General features: G+C 61.7%; 23 protein-coding genes. 10 read left to right on the top strand and 13 right to left on the bottom strand.

What is annotated here, in order from left to right; translation table 11 throughout:
* Positions 1-14 precede the first annotated feature (14 nt).
* From ACCO56_RS02150 to ACCO56_RS02130, 5 genes are read right to left on the bottom strand one after another with little or no spacing between them, the layout of a single operon-like run.
* Positions 15-815, bottom strand: a complete 801-nt coding sequence (locus ACCO56_RS02150; protein ID WP_433637155.1) for an ABC transporter permease — start codon at positions 813-815, stop codon at positions 15-17.
* On the bottom strand, positions 812-1657 hold the full coding sequence (locus ACCO56_RS02145; RefSeq protein ID WP_433637154.1) for an ABC transporter permease: 846 nt from the start codon (positions 1655-1657) through the stop codon (positions 812-814). The genes ACCO56_RS02150 and ACCO56_RS02145 overlap by 4 nt, the downstream gene beginning before the upstream one ends.
* A 10-nt stretch (positions 1658-1667) precedes the next feature.
* On the bottom strand, positions 1668-2720 hold the full coding sequence (locus ACCO56_RS02140; protein WP_433637152.1) for an ABC transporter ATP-binding protein: 1053 nt from the start codon (positions 2718-2720) through the stop codon (positions 1668-1670).
* Between the two features lie 18 nt (positions 2721-2738).
* On the bottom strand, positions 2739-3167 hold the full coding sequence (locus ACCO56_RS02135) for a cupin domain-containing protein (protein WP_433637150.1): 429 nt from the start codon (positions 3165-3167) through the stop codon (positions 2739-2741).
* A complete protein-coding gene (locus ACCO56_RS02130; RefSeq protein WP_433637148.1) occupies positions 3164-3802 on the bottom strand; it encodes a GntR family transcriptional regulator in 639 nt (212 codons plus the stop codon). The genes ACCO56_RS02135 and ACCO56_RS02130 overlap by 4 nt, the downstream gene beginning before the upstream one ends.
* Before the next feature lie 428 nt (positions 3803-4230).
* On the opposite strand from ACCO56_RS02130, the gene ACCO56_RS02125 reads away from it, so the two are divergent.
* Together ACCO56_RS02125 and ACCO56_RS02120 are read left to right on the top strand one after the other, a co-directional pair.
* Positions 4231-5268 (top strand): Fe(3+) ABC transporter substrate-binding protein, encoded by a 1038-nt coding sequence (locus ACCO56_RS02125; protein ID WP_433637146.1) that lies wholly within the window; start codon positions 4231-4233, stop codon positions 5266-5268.
* A gap of 82 nt (positions 5269-5350) precedes the next feature.
* On the top strand, positions 5351-7033 hold the full coding sequence (locus ACCO56_RS02120; RefSeq protein ID WP_433637145.1) for an ABC transporter permease: 1683 nt from the start codon (positions 5351-5353) through the stop codon (positions 7031-7033).
* Between the two features lie 77 nt (positions 7034-7110).
* Here the strand turns inward: ACCO56_RS02120 and ACCO56_RS02115 are convergent, their stop codons facing one another.
* On the bottom strand, positions 7111-9066 hold the full coding sequence (locus tag ACCO56_RS02115; RefSeq protein ID WP_433637143.1) for an acetoacetate--CoA ligase: 1956 nt from the start codon (positions 9064-9066) through the stop codon (positions 7111-7113).
* A gap of 234 nt (positions 9067-9300) precedes the next feature.
* Here ACCO56_RS02115 and ACCO56_RS02110 point away from each other — a divergent pair, with 234 nt between their 5' ends.
* The gene (locus ACCO56_RS02110) at positions 9301-11145 is read left to right on the top strand and encodes an AsmA family protein (protein WP_433637141.1); all 1845 of its coding nucleotides are present in this window, start codon (positions 9301-9303) and stop codon (positions 11143-11145) included.
* 17 nt (positions 11146-11162) lie between these two features.
* Here ACCO56_RS02110 and ACCO56_RS02105 read toward each other — a convergent pair whose 3' ends face one another.
* The 6 genes from ACCO56_RS02105 to ACCO56_RS02080 form a co-directional block, all read right to left on the bottom strand.
* Entirely contained in the window at positions 11163-11984 is an 822-nt protein-coding gene (locus ACCO56_RS02105; RefSeq protein ID WP_433637139.1) for an ABC transporter permease, read from the bottom strand.
* The gene (locus tag ACCO56_RS02100; RefSeq protein WP_433637136.1) at positions 11981-12955 is read right to left on the bottom strand and encodes an ABC transporter permease; all 975 of its coding nucleotides are present in this window, start codon (positions 12953-12955) and stop codon (positions 11981-11983) included. Before ACCO56_RS02100 ends, ACCO56_RS02105 begins: the two co-directional genes overlap by 4 nt.
* Positions 12956-12963: 8 nt before the next feature.
* The gene (locus ACCO56_RS02095; protein WP_433637133.1) at positions 12964-14106 is read right to left on the bottom strand and encodes an ABC transporter ATP-binding protein; all 1143 of its coding nucleotides are present in this window, start codon (positions 14104-14106) and stop codon (positions 12964-12966) included.
* A 79-nt stretch (positions 14107-14185) separates the two neighbouring features.
* Entirely contained in the window at positions 14186-15283 is a 1098-nt protein-coding gene (locus ACCO56_RS02090) for a polyamine ABC transporter substrate-binding protein (RefSeq protein WP_433637130.1), read from the bottom strand.
* Between the two features lie 216 nt (positions 15284-15499).
* The gene (locus ACCO56_RS02085; protein ID WP_433638304.1) at positions 15500-16870 is read right to left on the bottom strand and encodes a glutamine synthetase family protein; all 1371 of its coding nucleotides are present in this window, start codon (positions 16868-16870) and stop codon (positions 15500-15502) included.
* Positions 16871-17035: 165 nt separating this feature from the next.
* Complete coding sequence (locus tag ACCO56_RS02080; RefSeq protein ID WP_433637129.1) at positions 17036-17983, bottom strand: DMT family transporter; 948 nt, start codon at positions 17981-17983, stop codon at positions 17036-17038.
* Between the two features lie 389 nt (positions 17984-18372).
* On the opposite strand from ACCO56_RS02080, the gene ACCO56_RS02075 reads away from it, so the two are divergent.
* From ACCO56_RS02075 to ACCO56_RS02065, 3 genes are all read left to right on the top strand, one after another.
* A complete protein-coding gene (locus ACCO56_RS02075; RefSeq protein ID WP_433637128.1) occupies positions 18373-19665 on the top strand; it encodes a DUF1254 domain-containing protein in 1293 nt (430 codons plus the stop codon).
* Positions 19666-19681: 16 nt separating this feature from the next.
* Positions 19682-20713, top strand: coding sequence for a DUF1254 domain-containing protein (locus tag ACCO56_RS02070; RefSeq protein WP_433637127.1), 1032 nt, complete (start codon positions 19682-19684; stop codon positions 20711-20713).
* Positions 20714-20823: 110 nt separating this feature from the next.
* Positions 20824-21018, top strand: a complete 195-nt coding sequence (locus ACCO56_RS02065) for a hypothetical protein (protein WP_433637126.1) — start codon at positions 20824-20826, stop codon at positions 21016-21018.
* A 66-nt stretch (positions 21019-21084) separates the two neighbouring features.
* On the opposite strand, the gene ACCO56_RS02060 is transcribed toward ACCO56_RS02065, so the two are convergent.
* The gene (locus tag ACCO56_RS02060; RefSeq protein WP_433637125.1) at positions 21085-22533 is read right to left on the bottom strand and encodes a helix-turn-helix domain-containing protein; all 1449 of its coding nucleotides are present in this window, start codon (positions 22531-22533) and stop codon (positions 21085-21087) included.
* Between the two features lie 243 nt (positions 22534-22776).
* Here ACCO56_RS02060 and aceA point away from each other — a divergent pair, with 243 nt between their 5' ends.
* The 4 genes from aceA (at position 22777) to ACCO56_RS02040 (ending at position 26671) form a co-directional block, all read left to right on the top strand.
* The gene (aceA, locus tag ACCO56_RS02055; RefSeq protein WP_433637123.1) at positions 22777-24066 is read left to right on the top strand and encodes an isocitrate lyase; all 1290 of its coding nucleotides are present in this window, start codon (positions 22777-22779) and stop codon (positions 24064-24066) included.
* Between the two features lie 60 nt (positions 24067-24126).
* The gene (locus ACCO56_RS02050) at positions 24127-24369 is read left to right on the top strand and encodes an SMc00767 family acetate metabolism repressor (RefSeq protein WP_433637121.1); all 243 of its coding nucleotides are present in this window, start codon (positions 24127-24129) and stop codon (positions 24367-24369) included.
* 308 nt (positions 24370-24677) lie between these two features.
* Positions 24678-25112 (top strand): response regulator, encoded by a 435-nt coding sequence (locus ACCO56_RS02045; protein ID WP_433637119.1) that lies wholly within the window; start codon positions 24678-24680, stop codon positions 25110-25112.
* Between the two features lie 125 nt (positions 25113-25237).
* Positions 25238-26671 (top strand): glutamine synthetase family protein, encoded by a 1434-nt coding sequence (locus ACCO56_RS02040; RefSeq protein ID WP_433637116.1) that lies wholly within the window; start codon positions 25238-25240, stop codon positions 26669-26671.
* Positions 26672-26732: the final 61 nt, after the last annotated feature.

The following is a 26732-nucleotide window of genomic DNA, read 5'->3' as shown; positions in this document are numbered from 1 at the left end:
TTTTGTGTGAGTTGTCACGCGCCGCCGCCCGACAGATGGCGCAGCCATCCCAGGCGATCGATGACGAATGCGATCAGGAGCCCAAAGACGACGAGCACCGTCGAGACGGCTGCCGTCACGGGGTCGTTCATGTCGGAGAGGTATTTGTAGATCGCCACCGGAAGCACGACCTGCTCCGACTGGGTGACGAACAGGCTGACCGTAAACTGGTCGAGCGAGATGATGAACGAGAAGATGGCGCCAGAGATGATGCCGGGAAACAGCGAGGGGAGGACGACCTCGCGAAAGGTCATGCGCGGGCTTGCGCCGAGGATCTCGGAGGCATCGATCAAGTTCTGACGCAGACCGACCGCGCTCGTGTAGACCGACCGAAACATGTAGGGCAGCACGATCACCGAATGGCTGAGGACCAGAGCGCCGAAGGTATCGAGAACGCCGAAGCGATTGAACGTGTAAAGCAGGGCGATGCCGATGATCAGCGCCGGCACGATCAAGGGCGAAAGAACGAAGAACTCGACGGCGCTTTTCAAGCGCCCGTCCCGGACGCGGCGAAGTCCTAGCGTGACTGGAATGGCGACCAGGGTCGCCATGAGCGTGGCGACTGCCGCAAGGGCGAGACTGCGCAGGGCCGGCGTCAGGAACAGGCCGGACTCCCAGGCGGCCGCGTACCAACGCAACGAAAAGCCGCTCGGAGGAAAGGAAAAGTAGGACTTGTCGGAAAAGCTGAAAAGCACGACGACGATCAAGGGAAGAAAGAGGAACAGGTAGACTAGGACCGCCGCGACGCGCACGAGCGTGATGTGCATGTTCTTCATTGGGCGGTCTTGCCTCCGCGCGACAGGCGTTGCTGCAAAGCATAGAGCGCCAGCACGACAACCATCAGGACCAACGACAGCGTCGTCGCCCGTGGCATGTTGAACAGCACCAGCGCGTCCGTATAGACAGCCACCGAGGCATATTTCACGGCGGAGCCGCCAAGGATCAGCGGCGTTACGAACGCGCCCAGCATCATGCTGAAGACGAGGATGGACCCGGCTATCAGCCCCGGCATGGCCAGCGGCAGGACGATGGTGAAGAACCTGCGTACCGGGCCGGCCCCAAGGATTTCGCTGGCCTCGATGAGACGGTTGTCGATCGCCATCAGCGAGGTGACGAGCGACAGGATCATGAAGGGCAGGAAAACCTGTGCCCCTCCTATGGTCATCCCGAGCGCATTGCCCGAAAGGGCCAAGGGCTCGCTTATCAGCTTCATTGCCGCCAGGGCCTCGTTGACAAGCCCTTTGCGGCCGAGGATCAGCAACCAGCCATAGGTACGCACCACCGTATTGACCAGAAGCGGCGCGGCGACCAGGAAGTAGAGGATGCCGCGCCATCGCGAAGGCGCCATTGCGATGGCCGCCGCGACCGGAAATCCGAGCAAGATCGTGATGACCGTGACGGCGAGCGCGATCAGCACCGTGGAAACCATCATCTCCAAGGTGCTGGAACGCGTCAGCAGGTCGACATAGTTGGCGAGGGTCAACCCGGGTAGGATCTCGCCGAACTCCTCACGATGGAAGCTGATCGAGATCATCTCGGCTACCGGTATGACCAGAAGGAGAAGAACCAGCAGCAATGCAGGTAGCAGGGAAAGCCATATGGCCAGTCGATTGGTCATCTGTCGCGCCTCAGGCCGCGAGCGGATAGGCGAGCTTGCACGTATCGAAGCGCAGCCTCACGGAGGTGCCGAGGCGCAGCGCCGCATCGCTCAACCCCAGATGCCGCGACTTGACCACCTGGCCGCCATCGAGTCTGACCTGATAGGTAGTCGTGCCGGTCTGGCGGGCAATCTCGACGAGCTTTCCGGAGGCCCCTTCGGTATCGTCGGTCAGATGGATGTTCTCGGGCCGGATGACGAGGCGCACGGGTCCATCCGACAGTGTCAAATCGGCCGGGATCGCCAACCCCTCTCCTGTGGTCACATGCTTGGCGGCCGCGCGGTAGATGCCGTCGATGAAAGTGACCTTGCCGATGAAGTCGGCTACGTATTCGTTCGCGGGACGCAGATACAGTTCGTCGGGCGACGCCAGCTGGGCGATCTTGCCGTCCTTCATCACCGCGATGCGGTCGGAAAGGCCGAGCGCCTCCTCCTGATCGTGGGTGACGAACAGGAAGGTCGAGCCCGTTTCGCGATGCAGCCGCCGCAGCTCTTCCTGCAACTGCTCGCGCAGCTTCTGGTCGAGCGCACCCAAGGGCTCATCGAGCATCAGCACAGAGGGGCGCACCGCGAGCGCGCGTGCCAGAGCGACGCGCTGCTGCTGGCCGCCCGAGAGCTGCGGCGGCTTTCGTTCGGCGAGGTGAGGAAGCTGCACGAGATCGAGCATCTCGGCCACACGCTTCGTGATTTCGGCCGCGTTCGTGCGTCGGGCACGCAAGCCGTAGCTCACATTCTCGGCGATGGTCATGTGCGGAAACAGCGAATATTGCTGGAAAACCATGCCGAGATTGCGCTGGCGCGGCGCGAGATCCGTCACATCTTTTCCATCGATCAAGATCTTGCCGGAAGTCACCGTTTCAAAGCCGGCAATCATGCGCATCAAGGTGGTCTTGCCGCAGCCGCTCGCTCCAAGAAGGGTCAGAAATTCCCCCTCCAGAATGTCGAGGTCGATATTGTCGGCGGCGGCGAGGGTGCCGAATGTCTTCAGCACCTTCTGCACGGAAACCTTGACGTTCCTGCTCATTCCATCCCCCAATGCGCCTCAGCCTGCGGCGGGCACGATCATGGTGTCGTCGGTATGGTAGTCGGGCTTCTCGTAGTAGTGCGGGCCGTCATAGATCTCGATCAGCCGGCACTTCTCGTGGGCGATCGTCGGCCCGTGAGGGTTGTCCTTGGAGTTCATGTAGAACGAACCGGGCGTAAGGGTGACGCCATGGGTGGTGTATTCGTAACGCCCCTCGAGACAGTACATGAACTGGTTCGAAGCATGTGTGTGGCGGTTGGGAATGCCTCCGCCCTTCTCGAACTCGAGTATCGCGATGCTGGAACCGGTTTCCGGACTGATCCAGTAGAAATACTGCCGCAATCCAATATCGGGAAATTCGACCCACCCTGCCGGGTCGATGTCGTTCATGTGGACAACGACCTCGCCTTGCGGGGTGGCGATATGGACGCGCTTGTCGCTGCTCATGCTGTTTTCTCGGCGAAATTGTTGATGTGAAGGGTAATTGCCCGATCGGCTCGGTCGACGTCACGCGCACCGATGGCCTCGACGATCTCGGAATGCTGCCGGTAGACCGCATAGTATTGGTCGCGACCGGACATCGAAGGCGCCCAGAAATGGGTCGAGCGCTGATGAAGGCGCATCGCGGTTTCCGCCAGGATGGGGTTTGCGATCGCCTGGGCGATCGCCGCATGAAACCACAGGTCCAGCCGAAGCAGACCCTCACGATCCATCTCCTCGATGAGACGCGGTGTGGTTTCGATCTGCTCGCGCATTTCCTCGACGCCGACGTCGCTGATGCGCGCACAAGCCAACCTCACGATCGCCTGTTCGACCGGCAGGCGGGCCTCCACCATCGAGGCGATGTCCTTCTCGCTCCAGAGCCGTACCTGCGCCCCCTTGCGCGGACGGATCACGACGAGATCGTCATAGGCAAGACGATGAAGGGCATGATGGATCGGCGCCCGGCCAAAGCCCGTCGCGTCGACCAACGCCTGCTCGTTGAGCAACGTCCCGGCAGGAATCTCCTGATTTAGTATTTGCCATTTGAGGTGGACATACGCCTGCTCGCCCAAAGGCTGACTCTTCGGAGGCTTGGCCATTCGCAATCGTCATCCCTGCAATCCGTAGCCTTTCCCTAGCATTCGGCTTTATGAAATTTCAAGTGCTATTTCATGTGATATTTCACAGACAGAGTTGGAAGCAACCGGCCTATCCTCGTCGAAGCCACTGTGGTGCGGAAATCGCCCGGCAAAGGGCTGTTGAAGCGCGACTTCCTGCGAGCGCCGGCCGCGCCGCCTCTTCGATGCGTCGGATCTTTGAGCCCAGCACCTTGATCATCTCGCGGCTTCATGATGCCAAGCCATTGAAAAGCTGCGCAAATACCTCCAGTTTAGAACCCTTCTAAACTATTGAAATCATTGCTCTTTCGCTTGACGTGTGAGGACAAATACCGCATGAGATCAAACAATAGCGGCGATCGATCTGGATGCGGCCGCAGCCATCCTCCATTCAAGACAGGGAGACCGAGATGAATTCGAAGAGCATCCGCTTCGCAGCAGCCTTCGCCTTCGCTACTTTGTTTGCCGGGACGGCATTGGCCGATGGCGTGGTAAACATCTACTCCTATCGCCAGCCCGACCTGATCAAACCGGTGCTCGACGCTTTCTCGGCGGAGACCGGCATCAAGACCGAGGTCCTGTTTCTCGACAAAGGCCTGGAAGACCGTATCGTGGCGGAGGGACAGAACTCTCCGGCGGACGTCATCCTGACGGTGGACATCGCCCGCTTGACCAATGCCAAGGAAAAGGGTGCGACCCAGGCGCTGGATGACGCCACCGTAAACGCCAACATTCCCGCTGAATACCGCGATCCGGAAGGCGAATGGTTCGGCCTCACGAAGCGGGCGCGCGTTCTCTACGCCTCGAAGGAGCGCGTCGGCGACGAGCCGATCGCCTATGCCGACCTGGCCGATCCCAAGTGGAAGGGCAAGATCTGCATGCGTTCCGGGCAGCACGACTACAATCTAGCGCTGTTTTCGGCGGCCATCGCCCATTGGGGCGAAGCCAAGGCCGAGGAATGGATGAAGGGTCTCAAGGCCAATCTCGCCCGCAAGCCGGAAGGCGGCGATCGACCGCAGGCAAAGGCCATCTTTGCCGGCGAATGCGACATCGCGCTCGGCAACACCTATTACGTCGGCCTGATGCAGACCAACGAGAAGGAGCCGGAAGAGAAGGAATGGGCCGGCGCCATCAAGGTCGTGTTCCCGACCTTCGAAAGCGGCGGCACCCATGTGAACATTTCCGGCGCCGCGCTCGCCAAATATGCGCCGAACCGTGACAATGCCGTGAAGCTCATCCAGTTCCTCTCAAGCCACAAAGCCCAGCAGATCTATGCCGAGCAGGTGTTCGAATATCCGGTTGAGCCGGGTCTCGAGGCCTCCGCCGTCGTGAAGGCCTTCGGTGCGCTCAAAGCGGACACGCTGCCTCTCGCCGACATCGCCAAGAACCGCAAGGCGGCTTCCGAGATGGTCGACCGGGTCGGTCTCGACGATGGGCCGGCGAGCTGATCGGCCGGACTGACAGTGCTTTCCGGGCCGGGCCGCGTCAGCGGCCCGGCCTTGTCGCAGGAAGGGCTCTCCGAACATAGGCATGCAGATCGCGGCATCCGGCATGAAGAGTGGTCGGCGCGTTCGGCGCAATGCCCATCCCTATGTCCATCTTCTGACGATTCTGATCTCGTCCGTGGTGCTGCTGCCGGTACTGGCGCTCGCATCGATCGCGTTCACGGGCAGCGGCGGCGACTGGCCACATCTCGTGACCAACGTGTTGCCCGGAGCGACCTGGACGACGCTTCTCCTGCTCTTTCTCGTAGCGATCGGCACCGGCACTATGGGCGTGGCCGGCGCCTGGCTGGTGGTCGGATACGAATTTCCGCTGCGCCGCCTGTTCGCGTGGGCGCTCGTCCTGCCGCTGGCGATACCGCCTTATCTTGCAGCCTACGCCTTCGCCGAATTCTTTCACTTCACCGGCCCGGTGCAAGGCGCCCTGCGCTGGCTGTTCGGCTTCACCAGCCCGCGCGACTATTGGTTCCCCGACATACGTTCGACCCCCGGCGCCGCGGTCGTCCTGTCCTGCGTGCTCTACCCCTACGTCTATCTCACCTCGCGTATCGTGTTCCTCATGCAGGGGCGCAACATCGCCGATGTCGCGCGGACGCTGGGCGCGCGACCGGCCAAGGTGTTCTGGCGCATCCTGCTCCCCGTCGCACGTCCGGCCATCGTCGCCGGCATCACCCTGGTACTGATGGAAACCATCAACGACATCGGCGCCTCGGAGTATCTGGGCGTACGGACGCTCACCCTTTCCGTCTTCACCACCTGGCTCAACCGTGGCAGCCTCGAAGGCGCAGCACAAATCGCCATGCTCATGCTGGTGCTCGTCGTGATCCTGCTTCTCGCCGAACAGTGGGCCCGGCGCAAACAGCGCTTCCACACGGGGCGCGCCACGCATCTCAAGATGCATCCGCCACGCTTGCGCCTCTCCGGAGCGAAGGGAATCGCGGCGCTCATGGCGGTGACCGTCCCCGTCCTGTTCGGCTTCGGCATTCCGCTCTACGTGTTCGGCCGCTATGCCGCGCGCCGCCTCGACCAGTTCGTCTCACCCGAACTCGGCCATGCCCTTCTGAATTCGGTCGTCACGGCGGGGACGACCTCGCTGATCACCGTTGCGGTCGCATTGGCGCTGATCAACGCGGTGCGCCTGGCGCGTTCGCGGCCGATCGCGCTCCTGGTGCGGCTCGCGTCGATCGGCTATGCGCTGCCGGGCACGATCCTGGGCCTCGGCCTCCTCTTCGCGCTTGCCCGTTTCGACAATCTCATCGACGGTCTTGCTCGCGCCCATCTCGGTGTCTCGACCGGCCTCCTGCTCACCGGCTCGGCGGCGGCGGTGGTCTTCGCGTGCACGATCCGCTTCATGGCGCTCGCCGAAGGCGCGATCCGGTCGGGTGTCGAGAAACTGCCGCCGCATATCGACGAGGCCGCTCGAAGCCTCGGCCAAAGCCCGGCGCAAAGCGCCGGCAAGGTTCTGTTGCCGTTGTTGAAGCCAGCAATCCTTACCGCAGCCGTGCTTGTTTTCGTCGATACGGTGAAGGAGCTCTCGGCAACGATCCTGCTCAGGCCCTTCGGCTTCAACACCCTTGCAACCAGCGTTTACGAGAACGCCTCGCGCGCCGTGGTCGCCGATGCAGGCCCCGCGGCGATACTCATCATCCTCGCCGCGCTGATCCCCGTGGTACTGCTTTCCGGCGCATTGATGCGCGACCAGGAGGCATGAGCGAATAGTGAATTGCGGGAAAGGCGCCGAGACACAAGCCTCTGCTTACCCAATTCGCTACCGGCTATTCGCTCTTCTCAATCCGCCAGATCCGGCAGGTTCTTGAACAAATCCAGCGCCTCCGGGTTAGCCAAGGCCTCCTTGTTCTTGACCGCACGCCCGTGCACCACGTCGCGGACAGCGAGTTCGGTGATCTTGCCGGACTTGGTGCGTGGAATGTCGGCAACGGCCACGATCCTGGCCGGCACGTGACGTGGGCTCGCACCGCTGCGGATCTTGGCCCGGATGCGCTTCTGCAGTTCTTCGTCGAGAACCGCGCCAGGCGCCAGCCGCACGAAGAGCACCACGCGGACGTCATTGTCGAAATCCTGGCCGATGCAGAGAGCCTCTGCGATTTCCGGTAACTGCTCGACCTGGTTGTAGATTTCGGCCGTTCCGATGCGCACGCCCCCTGGATTGAGGGTGGCATCCGAGCGGCCATGGATGATCACTCCCCCGTGAACCGTCCATTCGGCGAAGTCGCCATGGCACCAGACATTGTCGAAGCGGTCGAAATAGGTCGCATGGTACTTTTCGCCCTGAGGATCGTTCCAGAAGCCGATCGGCATCGAGGGAAAGGGCTTTGTGCAGACCAGTTCTCCCTTCTCCCCGCGTATCGGCTTGCCGTGCTCATCCCAGACATCGACGGCCATTCCGAGGGCCGGCCCCTGAATCTCGCCGATCCAGACCGGCTCCGTCGGCACGCCCAGGACAAAGCAGGCCACGATGTCGGTGCCGCCGGATATGGACGCCAGATGGACGTCGTCCTTGATTTGTTCGTAGACATAGGCAAAGCCTTCGGGCGAGAGCGGGGATCCGGTCGACGACAGCGTGCGGATCGACGAGAGATCGTGCGTCTTGCCGGGGTGAAGATCGGCCTTGCGTAGCGCGTCTATGAACTTGGCCGACGTGCCGAAATACGTCATCCGCTCGGCCTGGGCATAGTCGAACAGCACATTGCCGTCCGGATAAAACGGCGAGCCGTCATAGAGCAGCAGCGTGGCGCCCGACGCCAGGCCGGACACCAGCCAATTCCACATCATCCAACCGCAGGTCGTGAAATAGAAGAAGCGATCGCCGTCCAGGATGCCCGCATGGAGCCGCTGCTCCTTCAAGTGCTGGATCAAGGTGCCGCCGGCCGAATGGACAATGCATTTCGGCACGCCGGTCGTGCCCGAAGAGAAGAGGATATAGAGCGGATGCGCAAAAGGCAGCCGCTCATAGGCGATGTCCTTGATGGCGAACGGCGCGATCGCCGCTTCGAGTGTTGCGGCGCCGGGTATGGCCTCGGCCACCGCCGCCGAATTGCCGAGATAGTCAACGACGAGAACCTTCCGCAGGCTCGGCAGCTTCGCCGCCACCGCGGCGATCTTGTCGGCGACTTCGATCGCTTTGCCGTTGTACCAATAGCCGTCCGGCGCAAGCAGCACCACGGGCTCGATCTGACCGAAACGGTCGAGCACACCCTGCTCTCCGAAATCGGGAGAACAGGAAGACCAGATCGCACCGATCGAGGTGGCGGCAAGCATGGCCGCCACAGTCTCGGGCATGTTCGGCATCATCGCCGCCACGCGGTCGCCCGGCTTGACGCCGAGAGCGGTGAACAGTTGCTGGAGACGAGAAACCAGCGCCCGCAATTGTGACCAGGACAGACGTCGTTCGACCTTGTCTTCGCCGCGGAAGACCAGCGCATCCGTGGCGTCGTTCTTGCGCAACAGATTTTCAGCGAAGTTCAGGCGCGCATCGGGGAAGAAGCTGGCCCCCGGCATCCTGTCTCCGTCGACGAGGATGCGCTCCCCCTTTTCTCCGACGATGCCGCAGAAATCCCAGATCAACTCCCAGAAGGCAACGCGGTCGGCAACGGACCATTCATGCAGTTCCGCGAAGTTGGAAAGCTTACGGCCCGCCTTGTCCGAGGCCACTGCCATGAACGCGGTCAGCGGCGCTTTCGCGATTTGCGCGGCAGTCGGCATCCACAGCGGGGCGTTGGTCATGAGGTCCTCCCAGATAAGACGCTGTCGTTATGCATACGGCTCGATGCGACCGCAATAGCGCACCGGCGAGGTCTCCTCTTTCTAACCGTTTGAAGTGGAATGCAATGACCGCGGAGCTAGATCGAATGTGAGAAATGCGAAGCGAGACTTGAAAAGCCATGATGCTCCTTTAAACCGTGCAGGCGAACGGATCAAAGCGGCAGCAGGCGATCCGATGCGGAGCGTCAGGGGCAGATGCCATCAAAAATTATCAGGAAAGGCATCTGGGTGATCGCCGCGCTTGCGGTCGCGGGCGGGGTCGCCTTGATGGCCTTGCCCTTCATCGCTTCGACACAGATCGTGCGCGACCGCATCGCAATCGAGATGAGTGCCTGGAGCGGCTACCGGGTCGAACTCGGCGGCGCCCCTGAAATCGAGGTCTGGCCATTCCGGGCGATTCTCAGCAACGTCACCCTTTCGGGCTGGAGCGACCCCGAGCGCAAGCCGGTGATTGTCGCCGAGCGTGTCGAGATCGAGCTTTCAGCGCTGGCCGCACTGCGCGGCTACATCGTCTTTTCCTCGACCCGACTGATCCGGCCGACATTGCGGGTGGCGCCCGTCGGGGGGAAGCTGTTGCTGCCCCTCTCGCCTGGCGGAGGGCGTATCGCCCGGTCGATCGAGGCTGCTCGCGTCGCGGTGAGCGCCGACCCATCCAATCCCGACCTCCGCGGCATACCGAGCGACCCCTTCGGCAAACTCGAATTCGTCGATGGGCGCATTGTCGTCAAGCGAGGCGGCAAAGACGAGGAGATCGTGACCAGCCTCGCCGGCGCAGTCAATTGGACAGCACTCGATCGCGGCGGAACTCTGGCCGCCACCGGCATCTGGCGCGGCGAAAGCGTGGCGCTTGACATGGCGATGGCCAAGCCACTCGTGCTTTTCGCCGGCGGCACCGCTCCACTCTCCATCAGCCTCAAGTCCGCTCCGGCGAGCCTGACCTTCGAAGGCTCGGCCAATCTCTCCCGCGATACTTATTTCGAGGGGCCGCTCAGCTTCTCGACACCGTCGCTGAAGCGCATGCTCGAGTGGTCGACGGAGCAGGCGACACCGGGACCCGCGCTCGGGTCGGTCGCGATCAAGGCCACAGTTGCCGGAAACGGCCAGCGCATGCGTTTCGCGGACGCCGACGTCACGCTTAACGGCAATCCCGGCATGGGTGTGCTCGACCTCTCCATCACCGAGGCCGTTCCCACGCTGTCCGGAACGCTGGCCTTCGATGCGCTCGACATCCGCTCATTCCTGACAGCGTTCACGCCGCTGGGCACAGGGAACGGCGCAGTTGCGGAGATCGACACGGCTTTCGCCGACCGTTTCAACCTCGACCTGAGGCTCTCCGCCGCCTCGGCCAATGCCGGATCCGCCACGCTCACCGACGTTGCCGCAACGGCCCAGATCAAGCCTGGCCTCGCGGCGTTCGACATTTCCGATGGCAGTGCCTTCGGCGGCAGTATCCAGACCGGTATCCGCTTCGATCGTCAACCAGGCGCGGATCAGGTCGAACTCAGGCTGTTGGCAACGGATATCGACGGCGGGATCCTGGCGGCCGCAAGCAAGTCGGCCAGCCTCGTACCGACGGGCCGCGGCACCGTTTCGATCATCCTCAAGGGGCCGGGAAAAAGCTGGAACGAACTCCTTCAAAAGGGAGACGGATCGGTGACCGCCAGTTTCGGCCAGGGAGCCATCTCCAATCTCGACCTCAATGCGCTTGTGGAGCGAATGAAGCAGGGCGGCTTCTTTGCTCTTGCCGAAGTTTCCAAAGGGTCGTTGCCGATCAATTCCTTCGAACTCAAGGCCTCGGTGTCGAAGGGTGTTGCCCGCGTCGAGAAGGCCGAGGTCAAGGCCCCGGGACATACAATCACCCTGTCGGGAATAGTGCCCTATGTCGGCGGCGGCCTTGCCTTGTCGGGAACGATACATCCGCTCGCCGCGGAAGGCACCAATCCGCCCCCGTTGGATTCGATCTTCTTCGTCGGCGGCTCATGGAGCGAGCCTTTCATAGCGCCGATCTACCAGAGCGTCCCGACCCAGCCTGTCGAATAGCGTGGCCTGGAAGCCGCTCAGCCGCGCTGCGCGGCCTGCTCGTCACGTTGCCTTTGCACCTCGCGACGTTTGTTGACGATCGAGGCAACGATCACGCCGATCGTGACGATGCCGATCAGGATCGTGCAGACCGCGTTGATCTCGGGAGTGACGCCCAGCCGAACCTGGCTGTAGATCTTCATCGGCAGCGTGGTGGCGCCGGGCCCCGACGTGAAGTTCGAGATGACCAGATCGTCGAGCGACAGTGTGAAGGCAAGCATCCAGCCGGAGATGACCGCGGGAAGGATGACAGGCAGGGTCACCTGGAAGAAAGCTTTCACCGGGGTCGCGCCGAGATCCATCGCCGCCTCCTCCAGCGCCCGGTCGAAGGTGACGAGCCGCGACTGGACCACCACCGTCACGAAACACATGGTGAAGGTGATATGCGCAAGGGTGAGGGTCACGAAGCCGCGATCGAGGCCCACCGCCACAAAGAACAGCAGCAACGACAGGCCGGTGATGACCTCGGGCATGACGAGGGGCGCAAAGACCATGCCGGAGAAAAGGAGCCGACCGCGAAAACGCGTGTAGCGCGTGAGCGCGATCGCCGCCAGCGTTCCGAGTACCGTCGCGACGGTCGCCGCGATCAACGCCACGCGGATCGTCACCCAGGCCGCGTCCAGGATGCCGCGGTTCGACATCAGCGAGACATACCATTTGGTGGAGAAGCCTCCCCACACCGTCACAAGCTTGGACTCGTTGAAGGAGAAGATGACGAGAAGGACGATGGGCAGATAGAGGAACGAGAAGCCCAGCACCAGCGAGACCATATTGAATCTGGAGAGGGTCGTATTGTTCATCGTCCCGCCTCCTGCGCCTTCGCCTGCGCATTCTGGAAATAGACGATGGGCAGGACGAGCAGAAGCAGCAGGATGACCGCGACGGCGGAGGATAGCGGCCAGTCGCGATTGGACGAGAACTCGTTCCACAAGGTTTTGCCGATCATCAGCGTCTGCGAACCGCCGAGCAGGTCGGGGATGACGAATTCACCGACGGCCGGGATAAAGACCAGAAGGCAACCGGCGATAATGCCCGGAATGGCAAGGGGGAAGGTGATCTTCCAGAATGCCGAAAGCGGCCGGCATCCGAGGTCCTGCGCTGCTTCGATCAGCGATAGATCCATTTTTTCCAACGTCGCGTAAAGCGGCAGGATCATGAAGGGAAGATACGAATAGACGATGCCGATCACGATCGCCGTGTTGGTGTTCATGATTTGCAGTGGCTGGTCGATAACACCGATCGCCTGCAGGAACTGATTGAGCAGGCCTTCGGGCTTCAGGATACCGATCCAAGCGTAGACGCGGATCAGAAAACTTGTCCAGAAGGGCAGGATCACCATCATCATCAACGTCGGCCGGATGGTCGCCGGCGCACGCGACATGGCGTAGGCAATGGGGAAGGCGACCACCAGCGCCACGAAGGTCGAGAGCGCGGCGATCAGCACGCTCGATATGTAGGCGTTGCGATAGAGAGGATCGTCGAACAGGAAGGTGTAATTGTCGAAGTTGAATTCGCGGAGCTGTTCGAGGAATGCCGACAGGCCGTCCGACAGGTCGAGAACCGGAGTGTAAGGCGGCATGGCGATCGCCGTCGTCGACAGCGAAATCTTGAAGACGATCACGAAAGGGACGAGGAAGAAGACGAGCAGCCACAGATAGGGAACGACCACGACAATGCGGCTGGCCACCGCCGTGAAAATCTTCCCACCCTGCGCGCGCTGCCGCTCTTTGCCCTCGCCGACATCAGGTTGGGAAATAGCCGCGTTCGACATGGCAGCCCCTATCTCGTCAGAACGACGCCGGAATCCGGCCGGAACGATATCCAGGCGCGATCGCTCCAGGTCAGCGGATCCTCGACGATGCGCGCGCTGTTGAGCGCGCTGGCGGTGACGATCTGCCCGTCGCCGAGCTTCACGTGATAGACCGTCATGTCACCGAGATAGGCGATATCGAAGATCTCGCCCTCGGTGGCATTGACCGCAGTCTCCGCCGGCTTGCGCGACGAGACCCTGATCTTTTCCGGCCGCACCGCGTAAGAGACCTTGGCGCCGGGCTGCGCGTCGCCGGGGTTCTCCGTCCTGATCGCCAGGCCGTTCGCACCCTCGATCAGGGCGCCGTTGCCGTCCCGGCTGGTCAGCATCCCTTCGAACATGTTGATGTTGCCGACGAAGTTCGCGACGAAACGCGTCTTGGGCGCCTCGTAGATTTCGGCCGGCGTCGCCACCTGCATGACCTCTCCCTTGTCCAGGATGGCTATGCGGTCGGCCATGGTCATGGCCTCCTCCTGGTCGTGCGTGACGATGACGAAGGTGAGGCCAAGATCCTGCTGGAGGTCCATCAGTTCGAATTGCGTTTCCTCGCGCAGCTTCTTGTCGAGCGCGCCCAGCGGTTCGTCGAGCAGCAACACCTTGGGACGCTTCGCGACCGAGCGCGCCAGCGCCACACGCTGGCGCTGGCCGCCGGAAAGCTGATGCGGCTTGCGCTTGGCGAACTGCTCGAGCTTGACCAGCTTGAGCATCTCCGCGACACGCTTGGCGACATCAGGCGCCGGCATGCCCTCCTGCTTGAGGCCGAAAGCGATGTTTGCCTCGACGGTCATATGCGGGAACAGCGCATAGGACTGGAACATCATGTTGACCGGGCGCTTGTACGGCGGGATGCCGCGCAGGTCCTGCCCATCGAGCAGGATGCGCCCCGAGGTCGGCTCTTCGAAGCCGGCGAGCATTCTGAGAAGCGTCGACTTCCCACAGCCGGAAGCGCCGAGGAGAGCGAAGAACTCACGCTCGTAGATCGTCAGTGACAGATTGTTGACGGCGGTGAAATCGCCGAACCTCTTGGTCACGTTTTCGAAGGAGATGTACGGTTTGGCTGCGGGGTCCGCCCATGGGGCAAAGCTCCTGCGAATGCTGCCAAGCGATTTCATCCGTTCCTCGTCGCGATTCTTGTCTTTTTTGTTCCCCGGGGAAAAAGCCCTCGGAAGCGCTGCTTCCGAGGGCTTCGGATCATTGTCCGGTGACGATCCTTGTCCAGCTCCGCGTTACGACGCGTTGTGTCTTGGGATCGTAAGGGGACACGGTGAACAGCTTCTGCAGCATCGCCTCGTCCGGATAGATCGTGGGATCGTCGAGGATTTCCTTGTCGATGAACTGCTGCGAAGCCTTGTTGCCGTTCGCGTAGTAGATGTAGTTGGACGCCTTGGCGATCACTTCCGGCTTCATCAGGTAGTTAAGGAAGACATGCGCCTCTTCGACGTGCTTGGCATCGGCCGGAATTGCCATCTGGTCGAACCACATCTCGGCGCCTTCCTTCGGCACGACATAGTCGATCACGACGCCCTGGTTGGCTTCCTTGGCGCGATCGCGCGCCTGGAAGACGTCGCCCGACCAGCCGATCGCCACGCAGATGTCGCCATTGGCCAGGGCGTTGATGTATTCGGAAGAATGAAACTTTCGAACATGAGGCCGAACTTTGAGCAGCAGTTCCTCGGCCTTGGCGAAATCGTCAGGTGCCGTCGAATTGGGGTCGATGCCTAGATAACGGAAGACGGTCGGAAAGATGTCGGTCGCCGAATCCAGCATATAGATGCCGCAGCCCGCGAGCTTCGCTGCCGTCTCGGGGTTGAAGAGCACGTCCCAACTGTCGATCTTGTCGGTACCGAGCGCCTCCTGCACCTTCTTCGTGTTGTAGCCGATACCGACGGTGCCCCACATGTAGTTGATCGAGTATTCGTTGCCCGGGTCGTATTTGACCGTCCGTTCGGAGACCACGTCCCACATATTGGAGAGATTGGGCAGCTTCGACTTGTCGAGCTTTTGGAAGACGCCCGCCTCGATCTGCCGCGCCAGGAAATTGCCTGTCGGCACCACCACGTCATAACCGCTGCCGCCCGCGAGCAGCTTCGTCTCCAGAATATCGTTGGAGTCGAAGACGTCGTAGACGACCTTGATGCCCGTCTCCTTTGTGAAGTCCTGTATGATAGAGTCGTCGATGTAGTCGGACCAGTTGTAGACGTTGACGACCTTCTCCTGGGCCCCCGCCGAAAGCGGCAGCATGGCGACGGCGAAGGCTGCGGCGGAAAGCCAGAACGCCTTGCGGATCATGATGGGTTCTCCTCTGTTTGTACCCCTCCCGGCCCGCACAGCGGTCCTTCACGGCCGGGTTTCTTTTCGCCCCAGGGCGACCGCCGACAGAGGTGTCGCTGCCGCCCTAACTTGTTGTTTTAGCTCCGGAACCGGTTCTCGCTTCCGGAGCTAAAATCCCGTCAGGAGCCTATTGAGCTTTGCCCTGCGCGACAAGCGCGAAAATAGTTCCCATCGTCACAGATAGGTGCTTCTTTCGAGCGGCGTGATCTCGCCCCAGAAGGCCAGGATCTCTGCCCGCTTCAGATCGCGATAGACCTTGCCGAGCAGCGGTCCGAGCGCCCGGTCAACAAAGCCGCCTTTCGCCATGAGTTGCAGGGCGTCGTCCATATCGTCGGGCAGGAACAGGCCGTCGTCGTCATAGGCGTTGCCCTGCACCGGCGGCGGCGGAACATCGCCATTCTCGATTCCTTCGACCATGCCCCGTATGATGGCCGCCATCACCAGATACGGATTGGCATCCGCTCCGGCGATACGGTGCTCGACGCGCCGGTTCTCCTCGTTGGAGACGGGGATGCGCAGCGCCACGGAACGGTTGTTCTCCGCCCAGACCGCGCGCGTCGGCGCGTAGGAGCCTGGGGTGATGCGGCGAAAACCGTTCCAGGTGTTGATGAAGAGCAGGAGCGATTCCGGCATGGTCTTGAGCAGGCCGGCCACCGCGGATTCCAGCGTCTTGCGGCCGGAAGGGCCGCCGAAGATATTCCTGCCTTCCTTGTCGAGAATCGAAGCATGCACATGCATGCCATTGCCGGCATATTCGAGGAAGGGCTTGGCCATGAAGGTGGCTGTCAGCCCGTGCGCCCTCGCGCAGCCCAGCACAATGCGCCGCAGCATGATGACGTCGTCCGCCGCCCGCAGGGGGTCGGCGCGATGCTTGAGATTCACCTCGAACTGGCCGGGGGCGGCCTCCTTGATGATCGTATCGATGGGAAGCCGTTGCGCGTCGGCAGCGTCCCGGATCATGTCGAAAAGTTCGGCATGCTCGGCGAGGTCGTCGAGACCATACATGCGCAAGCGATCCGGTCCGGCGGAAGCTCCCACTGGTCCCGGCATGCCTTCGTCCCACTCGATCTCCGGATCGAGCAGATAAAACTCAAGCTCGAAGGCGACGACGGGGAAGAACCCCTTGGCCTGGACCTCCGCCACCTTGCGCTTCAGCACCTGGCGCGGATCGGCCAGGAACGGCTCCCCCTCCGGCGTGAAGGTTTGCAGGAGCACCTGCGCGGTCTTGCGCTTGGCCCAGGGTACGATTGAAAGCGATCCTCGCGTCGCCCGGCAATAGCCGTCCTGGTCACCGGTCTCGATATGCAGACCGGTCTCGGTGACCTCGCGGCCCCAGACGTCGAGCCCGTGCAGTGACATGGGAAAGTTCACGCCGTCCTGGAATGCTTTCTTCAGGGCGTCGGCGGGCGCCCACTTACCGCGCATCACGCCGTTGGGATCGACGAGCAGGAATTCGACTGCTTCTATGTCGGGGTGTTCTTTGACGAAGGACCTGTATTCCGCCTCGTGATCGGCGGAAACGAATTTCGAAGTTTCGGTCGAAATCGCGGAAGGGTCGGAACGATTTGGGTCGTCGGGGGCTTTCGCCGCGGCGGGGTGGTGGATATGCTTTTTTTCTCCGGCGCCCAAAGTGCCGGCTAATTCAATTGGCAAGATAAGCCTTCTAGGTTGTTGCAGACGGCATAAGCTGCCTGTTCTTCCCCGATACTGTCAATGGGGGGCCGGCATCCCGGTCACGCCGGGCCGGACAGGTTGCGCTTGCCTGCGAAACTCCAATGCGAGATGCACGAGCAGCGCGCTGAATATGACCGCGCCGCCGATAATGGTGCGGGTCGAAGGCACTTCGCCGTGGACCAGCCAGACCCATACCGGACTCAATATCGTCTCGAACGTGCCGAGCAGCGCCGCGAAGGCGGCCGGGATGAGCCGCGCGCCGGTTGCGAACAATGCGAGGCCGAGGCCGAGATTGAGCGCGCCGAAGGCAAAGAGGAATCCCATGTCTCCGGACGAGACCGCAAGGGCTTCGACCTGTATCGCGGCGAACAGAGCCGCAAGGATCGTGCCCAGGCATGTGGCCGGAGTCATGCGGACATGAGCGAAGCGCCGGGTTACCACCGTGGCGATCGAAAACGCCACCGCGATGAGCAACGCCAGACCGTCGCCCACGGGCGAGACATCGCCCGTGAAGGATTCGGAGACCATGATGGCAACGCCGACGATGACCGCTGCGATCGCCATCCAGGTCGCGACTCCGACAGCCTCGCGAAACAACACCCAGGCGATGAGGGTCGCGATCAGCGGCACGCCTGCCTGCATCAACACGATGTTGGCGACGGTCGTGTAAGCAAGGGCGACGACGAAGCTCGTCGATGCCGTCGCGAAGCAGACGGCCACGGCCAATCCCGGCAACCCCATGCTCCGGAAAAGGCCCAGCGTACCGCGGCCGCCGTTCCTCCAGAGCATGAACCCAAGAAGAAAAGTAGCCGCCCAGGCCGAACGCCAGAACACCACCGTCCAGCTTTCGGCCGCGATGAAGCGTGCGATAGCACCGCCGAAGCTCCACATCAGCGCAGACAGGAAGACCAGCAGAAAGCCGAGCCTTTCCTCGCGCAAAGGCGCGTGGTGACTGGCCGCGATCGCAGCGGGCTGTTCGGTCATGTGGCGGACGCCGGTGTCGTTATTGGTTAAGGCGGGCCGTTCCCCTCGCCTCTCCTAGCCGAACTGGCGAATTTCCGCGTGATCCAGCCGTTGCCGAGTCTTGTGGCACCCGGGGTGAGATGAGCGGTCATCGTCGCGCCTTTCAGGGACCCGGCTTATCTCCAAGAGACAATTCCCCGATTTGCCTCACATTCTTGCCATCTCGGCTCTAGCGAGCTTACGTTGCGGAAGACCAGTAGGATGCTCTGACCGGCAACGCGTGTAAATCGAGGAGGAATGTTAAGGTGAGATGTCTGTTTCTGGCACTCCTTCTGGTGTGTATGACGCCGGCACAGGCGCAGGATTTCACGGCCAAGGAGCTCTCGGAGCGTTCGATCCACCGCCGCGCCGTGGAAGCGGTCATCTGGGGCATGCCCGCTGTCAACTTCGACCGCATGTTGCAGGCAGCCATCGCCAACGGCGCGAAACCCAATCAGGTTGTCTACTGGTCGCGGCCAGTGAACGCGCTGAATCAGACGCTCACGCCCAATCCCGACACGATTTACCTGAATCCCTTCTACGACACACGCGCGGGCCCGGTCGTGCTGGAAATCCCGCCTGCCGATGAAGCGGGAGTCATAGTCGGCAGCGTGGACAATGCGTGGCAGAACGCGTTGGAGGATGTCGGCCCCGCCGGCGCCGACAAGGGCAAAGGCGCGAAATACCTGATTACACCCCCGCGTTATACCGAGCAGCCGCCGGCAGGCTACATCGTCCTGCCCTCGGACACCTACCAGGGCTTCGTGATCCTGCGCTCCAACTTCAAGAGCCGAAGTGACGCCGACATGGCGGCTGCGGTCGAGTACGGGAAACGGATAAAGATCCATCCTTTGGGCGCCAACCCCGAGAACACCGTCTATGTCGACGTCTACGACAAGCCGTTCGATGCGACCATTCCCTATGACTGGCGGTTCTTCGAATCGCTCCACCGCTTCATACAGGTCGAGCCCTGGTTGACGCGCGACAAGGTAATGATCGACCAGCTCCAGTCGATCGGCATCGAGAAAGGCAAGCCCTTCAATCCCGACGGCAAGACAAAGTCGAACCTGGACGAGGCCGCGCGCGAAGCGCGGGCAGAGATCGACATGCGCTACGCTGAACTGTTTGATCCACCCTACTTCAGCGGAACGCGCTGGGCGGTGCCCGCTTCACCACCGGTAGTCGAAGGAATGGGTACCGGATTCGCAGATCCGAACGATTACCCCGTAGCCGAGCGCGCTGTCTCCTACGCAATGGGCTATTTCAGCGCCAAACATCTGGGGGCTGGGCAGTTCTACCTTATGTCCTTCCAGGACCCCGCCGGACGACAGTTCAACGGACAGAATACCTATCGGCTGACGGTGCCGCCGAACGCGCCGGTGAGCCAGTATTGGTCGGCGACTGCGTATGACCGCCAGACGCATGCACTGATCCGCGGAACATCGCACTCCAGCCGCGCGTCGAACAGCCCGGACATGCAGCCGAACGCCGACGGATCAGTGGACATCTTTTTCGGCCCGCAAGCCCCCGCCGGGAAGGAATCCAACTGGGTGCCGACCAACGGACGCGATTTTGAAGTGCTGTTCCGTTTCTACGGACCGGAGAAGCCCATCTTCGAAAAGACATGGGCGTTGCCGGACATCGAGCGTGTCTCGGCTCAGTAATCATAGAGAGGATCGAATGAGTGCGCTAATCGTCCCATTTTCGGCCGGACTGCTGGCTGCCTCCATTTCGGTCTCGGCCTTGGCCCAGACCGCGACGCCCGTCACCGTCGACAATTTCCAGCGTGCCGAATCCGACCTCTACTTTGGCAACGCGATCAACGACGCAGGCGGGCCCGGCAAATTCCATCATCGCCGCGAACCCATGCAGATCGACCACCAGATGGTCATTCGCGCGAACCGCGATACGCTTTATTCGTCTGCCGTGTTCGACCTCGATGCCGGACCAGTGACTGTCACGCTGCCCGATTCCGGCGACCGGTTCATGTCGTTGATGGCGATCAACGAGGACCACTATGTGGTGGGAGACATCCAATACGGCGCGGGAAGTCACACCTACGACAGGAACAAGACAGGCACGCGCTATGTGCTGTTCGGCATACGCACCCTGGTAAATCCCGACGATCCGAAGGACCTCGAAGAGGTGCATAAACTGCAGGACGCAATTAAGGTCGAGCAGCCAGGCGGCCCGGGCGTATTCGACATTCCTGACTGGGACGAGGCAAGCCAGAAGAAGGTGCGCGATGCACTTCTGGTGCTTGGCTCCACCATGCCGGATTTCAAGGGCGCCTTCGGCACGAAGGAAGCCGTCGATCCGATCCGCCACCTGATCGGCACGGCTCTCGGCTGGGGCGGCAATCCCGACAAGGACGCCTTCTATCTGAACGTCACGCCCGAAAGGAACGACGGCAAGACGGTCTACAAGCTCGACGTCAAGGATGTGCCGGTCGACGCCTTCTGGTCGATCAGCCTCTACAATGCCGAAGGCTATTTCGAGAAGAACGACCTCAACGCATATTCAGTGAACGACATCACCGCGAAGAAGGGCGAGGACGGCTCGGTAGCCGTCCAGTTCGGCGGCTGCGATGGCAAGGTGCCGAACTGCCTGCCCATCATGCCCGGCTGGAACTACACCGTGCGCCTCTATCGACCGCGCGCAGAAGTTCTGGACGGGAACTGGAAATTCCCGGAGCCGAAGCCGGCGAGTTGAGCCAGGCGGCCTCAAGCTGGAGATCGGCATCTCGCCGATGATTTTTGAAAAGGGGGACAACCTGCGCGCCATACAGATCCTGCTTGGGCGCGACAGGAAAGGATAGGGCTATGGTGTCCGATGCCGGACACGACATGAAAGCCCGCTTGCGAGCCGATTTGAGCGCCGCCATGAAGGAGCGGCGCACCGATGAAGCCAGGTTGATCCGGGCGCTTGTCGCGGCGGCGGAAACCGGCCCCGAAGCAGAAGCCAGTCGTTCCGACCGTTATATGCTGGTGCGCCGGTGCGAACTGGAGGCCAGGTAAATAGCGTGGCCATCGACAGTTTAGCCGCATTCCGTGACGCCAAGTGATGCCACCTGGCCTCAGGCGCTATTGGAAATCAAAGGCGCTCAAGCCGGTCACCATCTCGTCCAGGCCGAGTGGGCGCGTCACCGGGGGTTCCGCGCGGGCGAGGCATCCCGAACGCTCGCAGAGCCGACAGGCAGGACCTATGGGCGTGGCCGAGGGCTGGGCCGGCTTCCCGCCGCTACCGGCGACCGCTCCCGGAAGGGCCGAGCCATAGACAATCTCGTCCTTGAAGCCGATATCGCAGCCAAGCAGCAAGGCCGTGCGGCGGGGCCGCTCGTTGTAGGCGCCTTGCGGTCCCTCCAGCGTGCGGGCGATCGTCAGGAACTCGGCGCCGTCCGGCATTTCGACCGCCTCGACGAAAATCTGTCCCGGCTGGCCGAAGGCAGCATGGACCGACAGTTTCGGGCAGCCGCCGCCAAATCGGCTCTGCGGAAAGCCCTGCGCCCCGCCTTTGCGGAAACGGTTGCCGGCATTGTCGACCTCGAGCATGAAGAAGGGCACACCGGAAATGCCGGGGCGCTGCAGCATCGTCAGGCGGTTCGCTGCCTGCTCGAAAGACACGCCGAACCGCGAACGCAGCACGTCTATGTCGTAGCGGGCGCGGAGCGCAGCCGACTGGAAGGCCTGGTAAGGCATCATCAAGGCATGCGCGGCGTAACGCCCGAGTTCGAAGCGGGCGAGCCGGCGAGCCTCGTCGGAGGAGAGTTTCAGCGCCTGGATCTCCTGTGCCACCACGGCCGCCATGCGGAGCAGGCCGGCTTCCATCGCCACCTCGCGCAATTGATCGAAGGGCGACAGCCGTTCCGAAAGGAACAGGCGCTGCGAATGGCGGTCGTAGCGGCGGCGCCAGTTCGGCATCGTGGCGACGGGCAGCACGCGCACAACGATGCCATGCTCGCGCTTCAGCCAGGATTTCAGCGCGCCAAACAGATCGTCGCCATGGTCGAGTTCGGCAGTGAACACCTCGGCTTCCGCCTCGATGTCGGCAAAATGATTGGGCCGGCGTTCGAAGATCTCACGGACCTCGTCGATCGGCAGACGCGCCGCCGAAAGAGCCGTGGCCCTGCCCTCCTGGGCCAAGAGCTCGGATAGATCACTCAGCCTCTCTGCCTGTTCCCGATAGGCTCGAAAGAGCTTTATCATCGCTGCCGCCGCATTCGGGGCAGCCTCGGCGACTTCCACAAGTTCCTGGTCGCCGGGAAGTTCACCGACGAGCAGCGGATCGGAAAAGACTTCTTTCAGGGCTGCGATCGAGCCTCTCGCCTCACCCTGCAATTCTTCCGGCTCCACTTTGTAGACCGAGGCGAGCTTCAGGATGAGTTGCACAGTCAGAGGCCGCTGATTGCGCTCGATGAGATTCAAATAGGAGGGCGAAATGCCGAGCCCTTCCGCCATGGCGGTCTGGGTAAGCCCCTTGGCGTTGCGGATACGGCGTATGCGCGGTCCTGCGAAGATTTTCTGCTCGGCCATTTCTTTACATGAATTTTACAGAACGAGGGCGCTTCAGGGCAGTGTCGGTCGTTTACAAGATTTACAAATTTACAACCCGGCTTCGTCAAAGGCAACACAGGATTACCCTTATTTCCCCGAAGGTTCGTGATTGTCTCTCGATTATTTCGCACCGCAATGTAAATCAAGTCACAGGGAAAGCGACTCCTCTGGCGAGGAGTGACTGCCGACCGGACACCAGGAAATGGATTGGAGCGAGCACCCATGACCGATTTTTACAATCTTGTCCCATCAGCCCCTGAAGGCCGCTTCGATGGTATCGAGCGCCCCTATTCGCCGGAGGACGTGAAGCGGCTTCGCGGTTCGGTGCAGATCAAGTACTCGCTCGCCGAAATGGGCGCGAACCGGTTGTGGAAGCTCATCCATGAAGAGGACTTCGTCAACGCGCTCGGCGCTCTCTCCGGCAACCAGGCCATGCAAATGGTCCGCGCCGGTCTGAAGGCGATTTATCTGTCGGGCTGGCAGGTCGCTGCCGACGCGAACACGGCATCCGCCATGTATCCGGATCAGTCCCTTTATCCGGCCAATGCGGCGCCCGAGCTCGCCAAGCGCATAAACAGGACGCTGCAGCGCGCGGACCAGATCGAGACCCAGGAAGGCAAGGGCCTGTCGGTCGACACCTGGTTCGCCCCGATCGTCGCGGATGCGGAAGCCGGTTTCGGCGGCCCGCTCAATGCCTTCGAGATCATGAAGGCCTTCATCGAGGCCGGCGCCGCCGGCGTCCACTACGAGGATCAGCTCGCTTCGGAAAAGAAGTGCGGCCACCTCGGCGGCAAGGTGCTGATCCCGACGGCGGCCCATATCCGCAATCTCAATGCCGCGCGCCTGGCAGCGGACGTGATGGGTGTTCCGACGCTCGTCATCGCCCGCACCGATGCGGAAGCGGCCAAGCTGCTCACCTCCGATATCGACGAACGCGATCGGCCTTTCGTCGACTATGACGCCGGTCGCACTGTCGAGGGCTTCTATCAGGTGAAGAACGGACTGGAGCCATGCATCGCGCGCGCCGTCGCCTACGCCCCCTATGCCGACCTGATCTGGTGCGAGACCTCCAAGCCGGATCTCGATCAGGCAAAGCGTTTCGCCGAAGGCGTGCGCAAGCATCATCCTGATCAGTTGCTCGCCTACAACTGCTCGCCTTCCTTCAACTGGAAGAAGAACCTGGACGACGCCACGATCGCCATGTTCCAGCGTGAGCTCGGCGCGATGGGCTACAAGTTCCAGTTCATCACGCTGGCGGGCTTCCACCAACTCAACTACGGCATGTTCGAGCTCGCCCGCGGCTACAAGGCCCGCCAGATGGCCGCCTATTCGGAGCTGCAACAGGCCGAATTCGCGGCCGAAGCCAACGGCTACACCGCGACTAAGCATCAGCGCGAGGTCGGGACCGGCTATTTCGACGCAGTGTCCATGGCCATTACTGGCGGCCAATCATCCACGACCGCCATGCATGAATCGACCGAGCACGCCCAGTTCAAGCCCGCAGCCGAGTAATATGGCGGGGGACCCGGTTCCCCGTCAGGCCCACCAATCAGGAACCCGAGGAGAAGGACGATGGCACCGAGAACCCGCGTCAAGGAACGGGCCGAGGAACAGTCGACGATGATGAGCGCCGACCAGCAGGCGGCGATCCGCATCGTCGCCAACGATCTGCACCGGTTGAACCAGTCGGTGATGAAGGCGGTCGAGGCGGGTGTGTCCGTAGAGCTCGTCCGCTCGGCTCGCCATCACGGCGGCGATGGCAATTGGGGCGACCTGCTCATCCCGGTGATCGTGACCCAGCAGAGCCACGGCTGAGGATCGAGGTCGCACGTTCATCCGAACAGGAAGCGCCCCATCTTATCCCTGAGCCCGGTCGACTGACGACGATCGGGCTCAACATCTTTTTCGAGAACACCATGCGGCGACGAAAAAGCGGCCACGTGCCACGTGAAGAAACGCCGGCAGAACTTAGGCATTACATCGGCAGACACGAAGTTTGCATCCTTCCGGGAGCAGAGAGAAAACCATTCCTTACATTGCACTTGACTCGGTCACGGACATAACGTCTATCTGGAACACGCTTTCAACTGCACATTGAAGCTCCAGAAATCGGTTGCATCTCGATGCCCAAGTTACGTCTCGGACCGCATGTCGATCTGGGCGGCGCCGCCGACAGCGTGAATTTCTCCCTCGTGCTCGTCGTGGGCAAGTCGCAGATCAACGGTATCGTCGTCTCCAGGATCGTCGAGCGGTCTGGGCTGAAGGCGTTTCTGGAAGTGCCGGAAAGGGCCGCCAAGGCGCTCGCAAGCAAGCCCGGCATCGTCATCCTCGACGGCGGTCCGGACAACCGGGATTGCGACGCCACCCTGGTAGAGATTGCCGAGCACCGGCGCGCCTTTGGCGGCAACGTTCCGCTCGTCATCCTGCTGTCGACGCGAAACGTCGTCCCGGAAAGCCTGCCATACGCGCGTGCCATCGACGCCGTCGTGGCCAAGCCTTTCACGCCGGAGTCCCTGCAGCCCGTCGTCGACAAGCTCCTTGCCCAGGCGCGGACCTAACTATAGGCCGCACTCCCAGATATCTCCGCCCGAACGCGCCAGCCCTACGCATCGATGGGCCACCCCTTCCCATCCGTTCGGGCGCCCGTCTATACTCCGCCCATCCGCAACTTTTCTGGTGATTGATGCCGCCTGCAAAAAAGGAAACCCGACCGTCCAACCGTGTGGGGCGCGTGCGCACGCCTCAATTCGTGAAGAACCTGCGCGGCGTCAAGAACTGGAAAGAAGTGAGCGCCTGGCTGGAATGGCGCGGCATCGAGGATATCGAGTGCATCACCCCCGACCAGGCGGGCGTGGCACGCGGCAAGATGATGCCGTCCAAGAAATTCACTTCCAACACTTCGCTGGCCCTGCCGTCGGCGCCGTTCATGATGACCATCTCAGGAGACTATCCAGAGGACGGTAACGGCTTCTCCTATCCGGAAGACGACGGCGACCTGAAGCTCGTGCCGGATCTGTCGACGCTGTCGGAGGTGCCCTGGGAGGAAGACCCGACAGCGCAGGTCATCTGCGACCTCGTCCACCAAGACGGGCGTTTCGTCGAATTCACCCCGCGCAATGTGCTCAAGCGTATCGTCCAGGCCTATGCCGATCACGGGCTGAGGCCTGTCGTTGCCCCGGAGATCGAATTCTATCTCGTGCGCAAGAATCCCGATCCGGATTATCCGCTGGTGCCGCCTGTCGGCCGCTCCGGCCGGGCGATCGGTGGCGGTGCCGGATATTCCATCGCCGGGGTCAACGAGTTCGACGAACTGATCGATGACATCTACCATTTTTCGGAGAGCCAGGGTCTTGAGATCGACACGCTGATTCATGAGGAAGGCGCTGGACAATTGGAGATCAACTTGCGCCACGGCGATCCGATCGAGCTCGCCGACCAGGTCTTCATGTTCAAGCGGACCATCCGCGAGGCGGCGCTGAAACACGACACCTACGCCACCTTCATGGCCAAGCCGATCCAAGGCCAGCCCGGCTCAGCCATGCATATCCACCAGTCCGTGCTGAACCGAAAGACGGGCCGCAACATCTTCACCGAGGAGGACGGCTCGGAGAGCGAGGCCTTTTTCCATTTCATCGGCGGCATGCAGAAGCACGTGCCGAACGCGTTGGTGATGTTCGCGCCCTACGTGAACTCCTATCGCCGGCTCACACAGGCGGCGTCGGCGCCGGTCAACACCAAATGGGGCTACGACAACCGCACCACGGCTTTCCGTGTCCCGCGCTCCGACCCTTCGGCACGACGTTTGGAGAACCGGATCCCGTCTTCCGACGCGAATCCTTACCTGGCGCTGGCGGCATCGCTCGCCTGCGGGCTCATCGGCATCCGCAACAAGCTCAAGCCGGACGCGCCGGTCGGCACGACGGTCAACGAGGACGAGATCGATCTGCCGCGGGGATTGCTCGAGGCGGTCGACCTGTTCGAGAACGATCCCGACCTGCGGTCGATGCTGGGCGAGTCTTTCGCTTCGACCTATGCCGCGATTAAGCGGGCGGAGTTCGAGACGTTCATGGAAGTGATCAGCCCTTGGGAGCGGGAATACCTGCTGCTGAACGTGTAGTGAGCGAATAGCGAGTAGTAAGTAGCGAATAGCGGCCTGCAAACCGTGGCATCTTCGTTTC

This window comes from Mesorhizobium sp. 1B3 (assembly GCF_050958605.1).
Lineage (GTDB): Bacteria > Pseudomonadota > Alphaproteobacteria > Rhizobiales > Rhizobiaceae.
This window is presented reverse-complemented; position numbering and strand designations above follow the sequence as displayed.

Bases quoted from the DNA above. Each gene is read 5' to 3' on its own strand.
- ACCO56_RS02150 (WP_433637155.1), bottom strand. From the start codon at position 815: ATGAAGAACATGCACATCACGCTCGTGCGCGTCGCGGCGGTCCTAGTC.
- ACCO56_RS02145 (WP_433637154.1), bottom strand. From the start codon at position 1,657: ATGACCAATCGACTGGCCATATGGCTTTCCCTGCTACCTGCATTGCTG.
- ACCO56_RS02140 (WP_433637152.1), bottom strand. From the start codon at position 2,720: ATGAGCAGGAACGTCAAGGTTTCCGTGCAGAAGGTGCTGAAGACATTC.
- ACCO56_RS02135 (WP_433637150.1), bottom strand. From the start codon at position 3,167: ATGAGCAGCGACAAGCGCGTCCATATCGCCACCCCGCAAGGCGAGGTC.
- ACCO56_RS02130 (WP_433637148.1), bottom strand. From the start codon at position 3,802: ATGGCCAAGCCTCCGAAGAGTCAGCCTTTGGGCGAGCAGGCGTATGTC.
- ACCO56_RS02125 (WP_433637146.1), top strand. From the start codon at position 4,231: ATGAATTCGAAGAGCATCCGCTTCGCAGCAGCCTTCGCCTTCGCTACT.
- ACCO56_RS02120 (WP_433637145.1), top strand. From the start codon at position 5,351: ATGCAGATCGCGGCATCCGGCATGAAGAGTGGTCGGCGCGTTCGGCGC.
- ACCO56_RS02115 (WP_433637143.1), bottom strand. From the start codon at position 9,066: ATGACCAACGCCCCGCTGTGGATGCCGACTGCCGCGCAAATCGCGAAA.
- ACCO56_RS02110 (WP_433637141.1), top strand. From the start codon at position 9,301: ATGCCATCAAAAATTATCAGGAAAGGCATCTGGGTGATCGCCGCGCTT.
- ACCO56_RS02105 (WP_433637139.1), bottom strand. From the start codon at position 11,984: ATGAACAATACGACCCTCTCCAGATTCAATATGGTCTCGCTGGTGCTG.
- ACCO56_RS02100 (WP_433637136.1), bottom strand. From the start codon at position 12,955: ATGTCGAACGCGGCTATTTCCCAACCTGATGTCGGCGAGGGCAAAGAG.
- ACCO56_RS02095 (WP_433637133.1), bottom strand. From the start codon at position 14,106: ATGAAATCGCTTGGCAGCATTCGCAGGAGCTTTGCCCCATGGGCGGAC.
- ACCO56_RS02090 (WP_433637130.1), bottom strand. From the start codon at position 15,283: ATGATCCGCAAGGCGTTCTGGCTTTCCGCCGCAGCCTTCGCCGTCGCC.
- ACCO56_RS02080 (WP_433637129.1), bottom strand. From the start codon at position 17,983: ATGACCGAACAGCCCGCTGCGATCGCGGCCAGTCACCACGCGCCTTTG.
- ACCO56_RS02070 (WP_433637127.1), top strand. From the start codon at position 19,682: ATGAGTGCGCTAATCGTCCCATTTTCGGCCGGACTGCTGGCTGCCTCC.
- ACCO56_RS02065 (WP_433637126.1), top strand. From the start codon at position 20,824: ATGGTGTCCGATGCCGGACACGACATGAAAGCCCGCTTGCGAGCCGAT.
- ACCO56_RS02060 (WP_433637125.1), bottom strand. From the start codon at position 22,533: ATGGCCGAGCAGAAAATCTTCGCAGGACCGCGCATACGCCGTATCCGC.
- aceA (WP_433637123.1), top strand. From the start codon at position 22,777: ATGACCGATTTTTACAATCTTGTCCCATCAGCCCCTGAAGGCCGCTTC.
- ACCO56_RS02050 (WP_433637121.1), top strand. From the start codon at position 24,127: ATGGCACCGAGAACCCGCGTCAAGGAACGGGCCGAGGAACAGTCGACG.
- ACCO56_RS02045 (WP_433637119.1), top strand. From the start codon at position 24,678: ATGCCCAAGTTACGTCTCGGACCGCATGTCGATCTGGGCGGCGCCGCC.
- ACCO56_RS02040 (WP_433637116.1), top strand. From the start codon at position 25,238: ATGCCGCCTGCAAAAAAGGAAACCCGACCGTCCAACCGTGTGGGGCGC.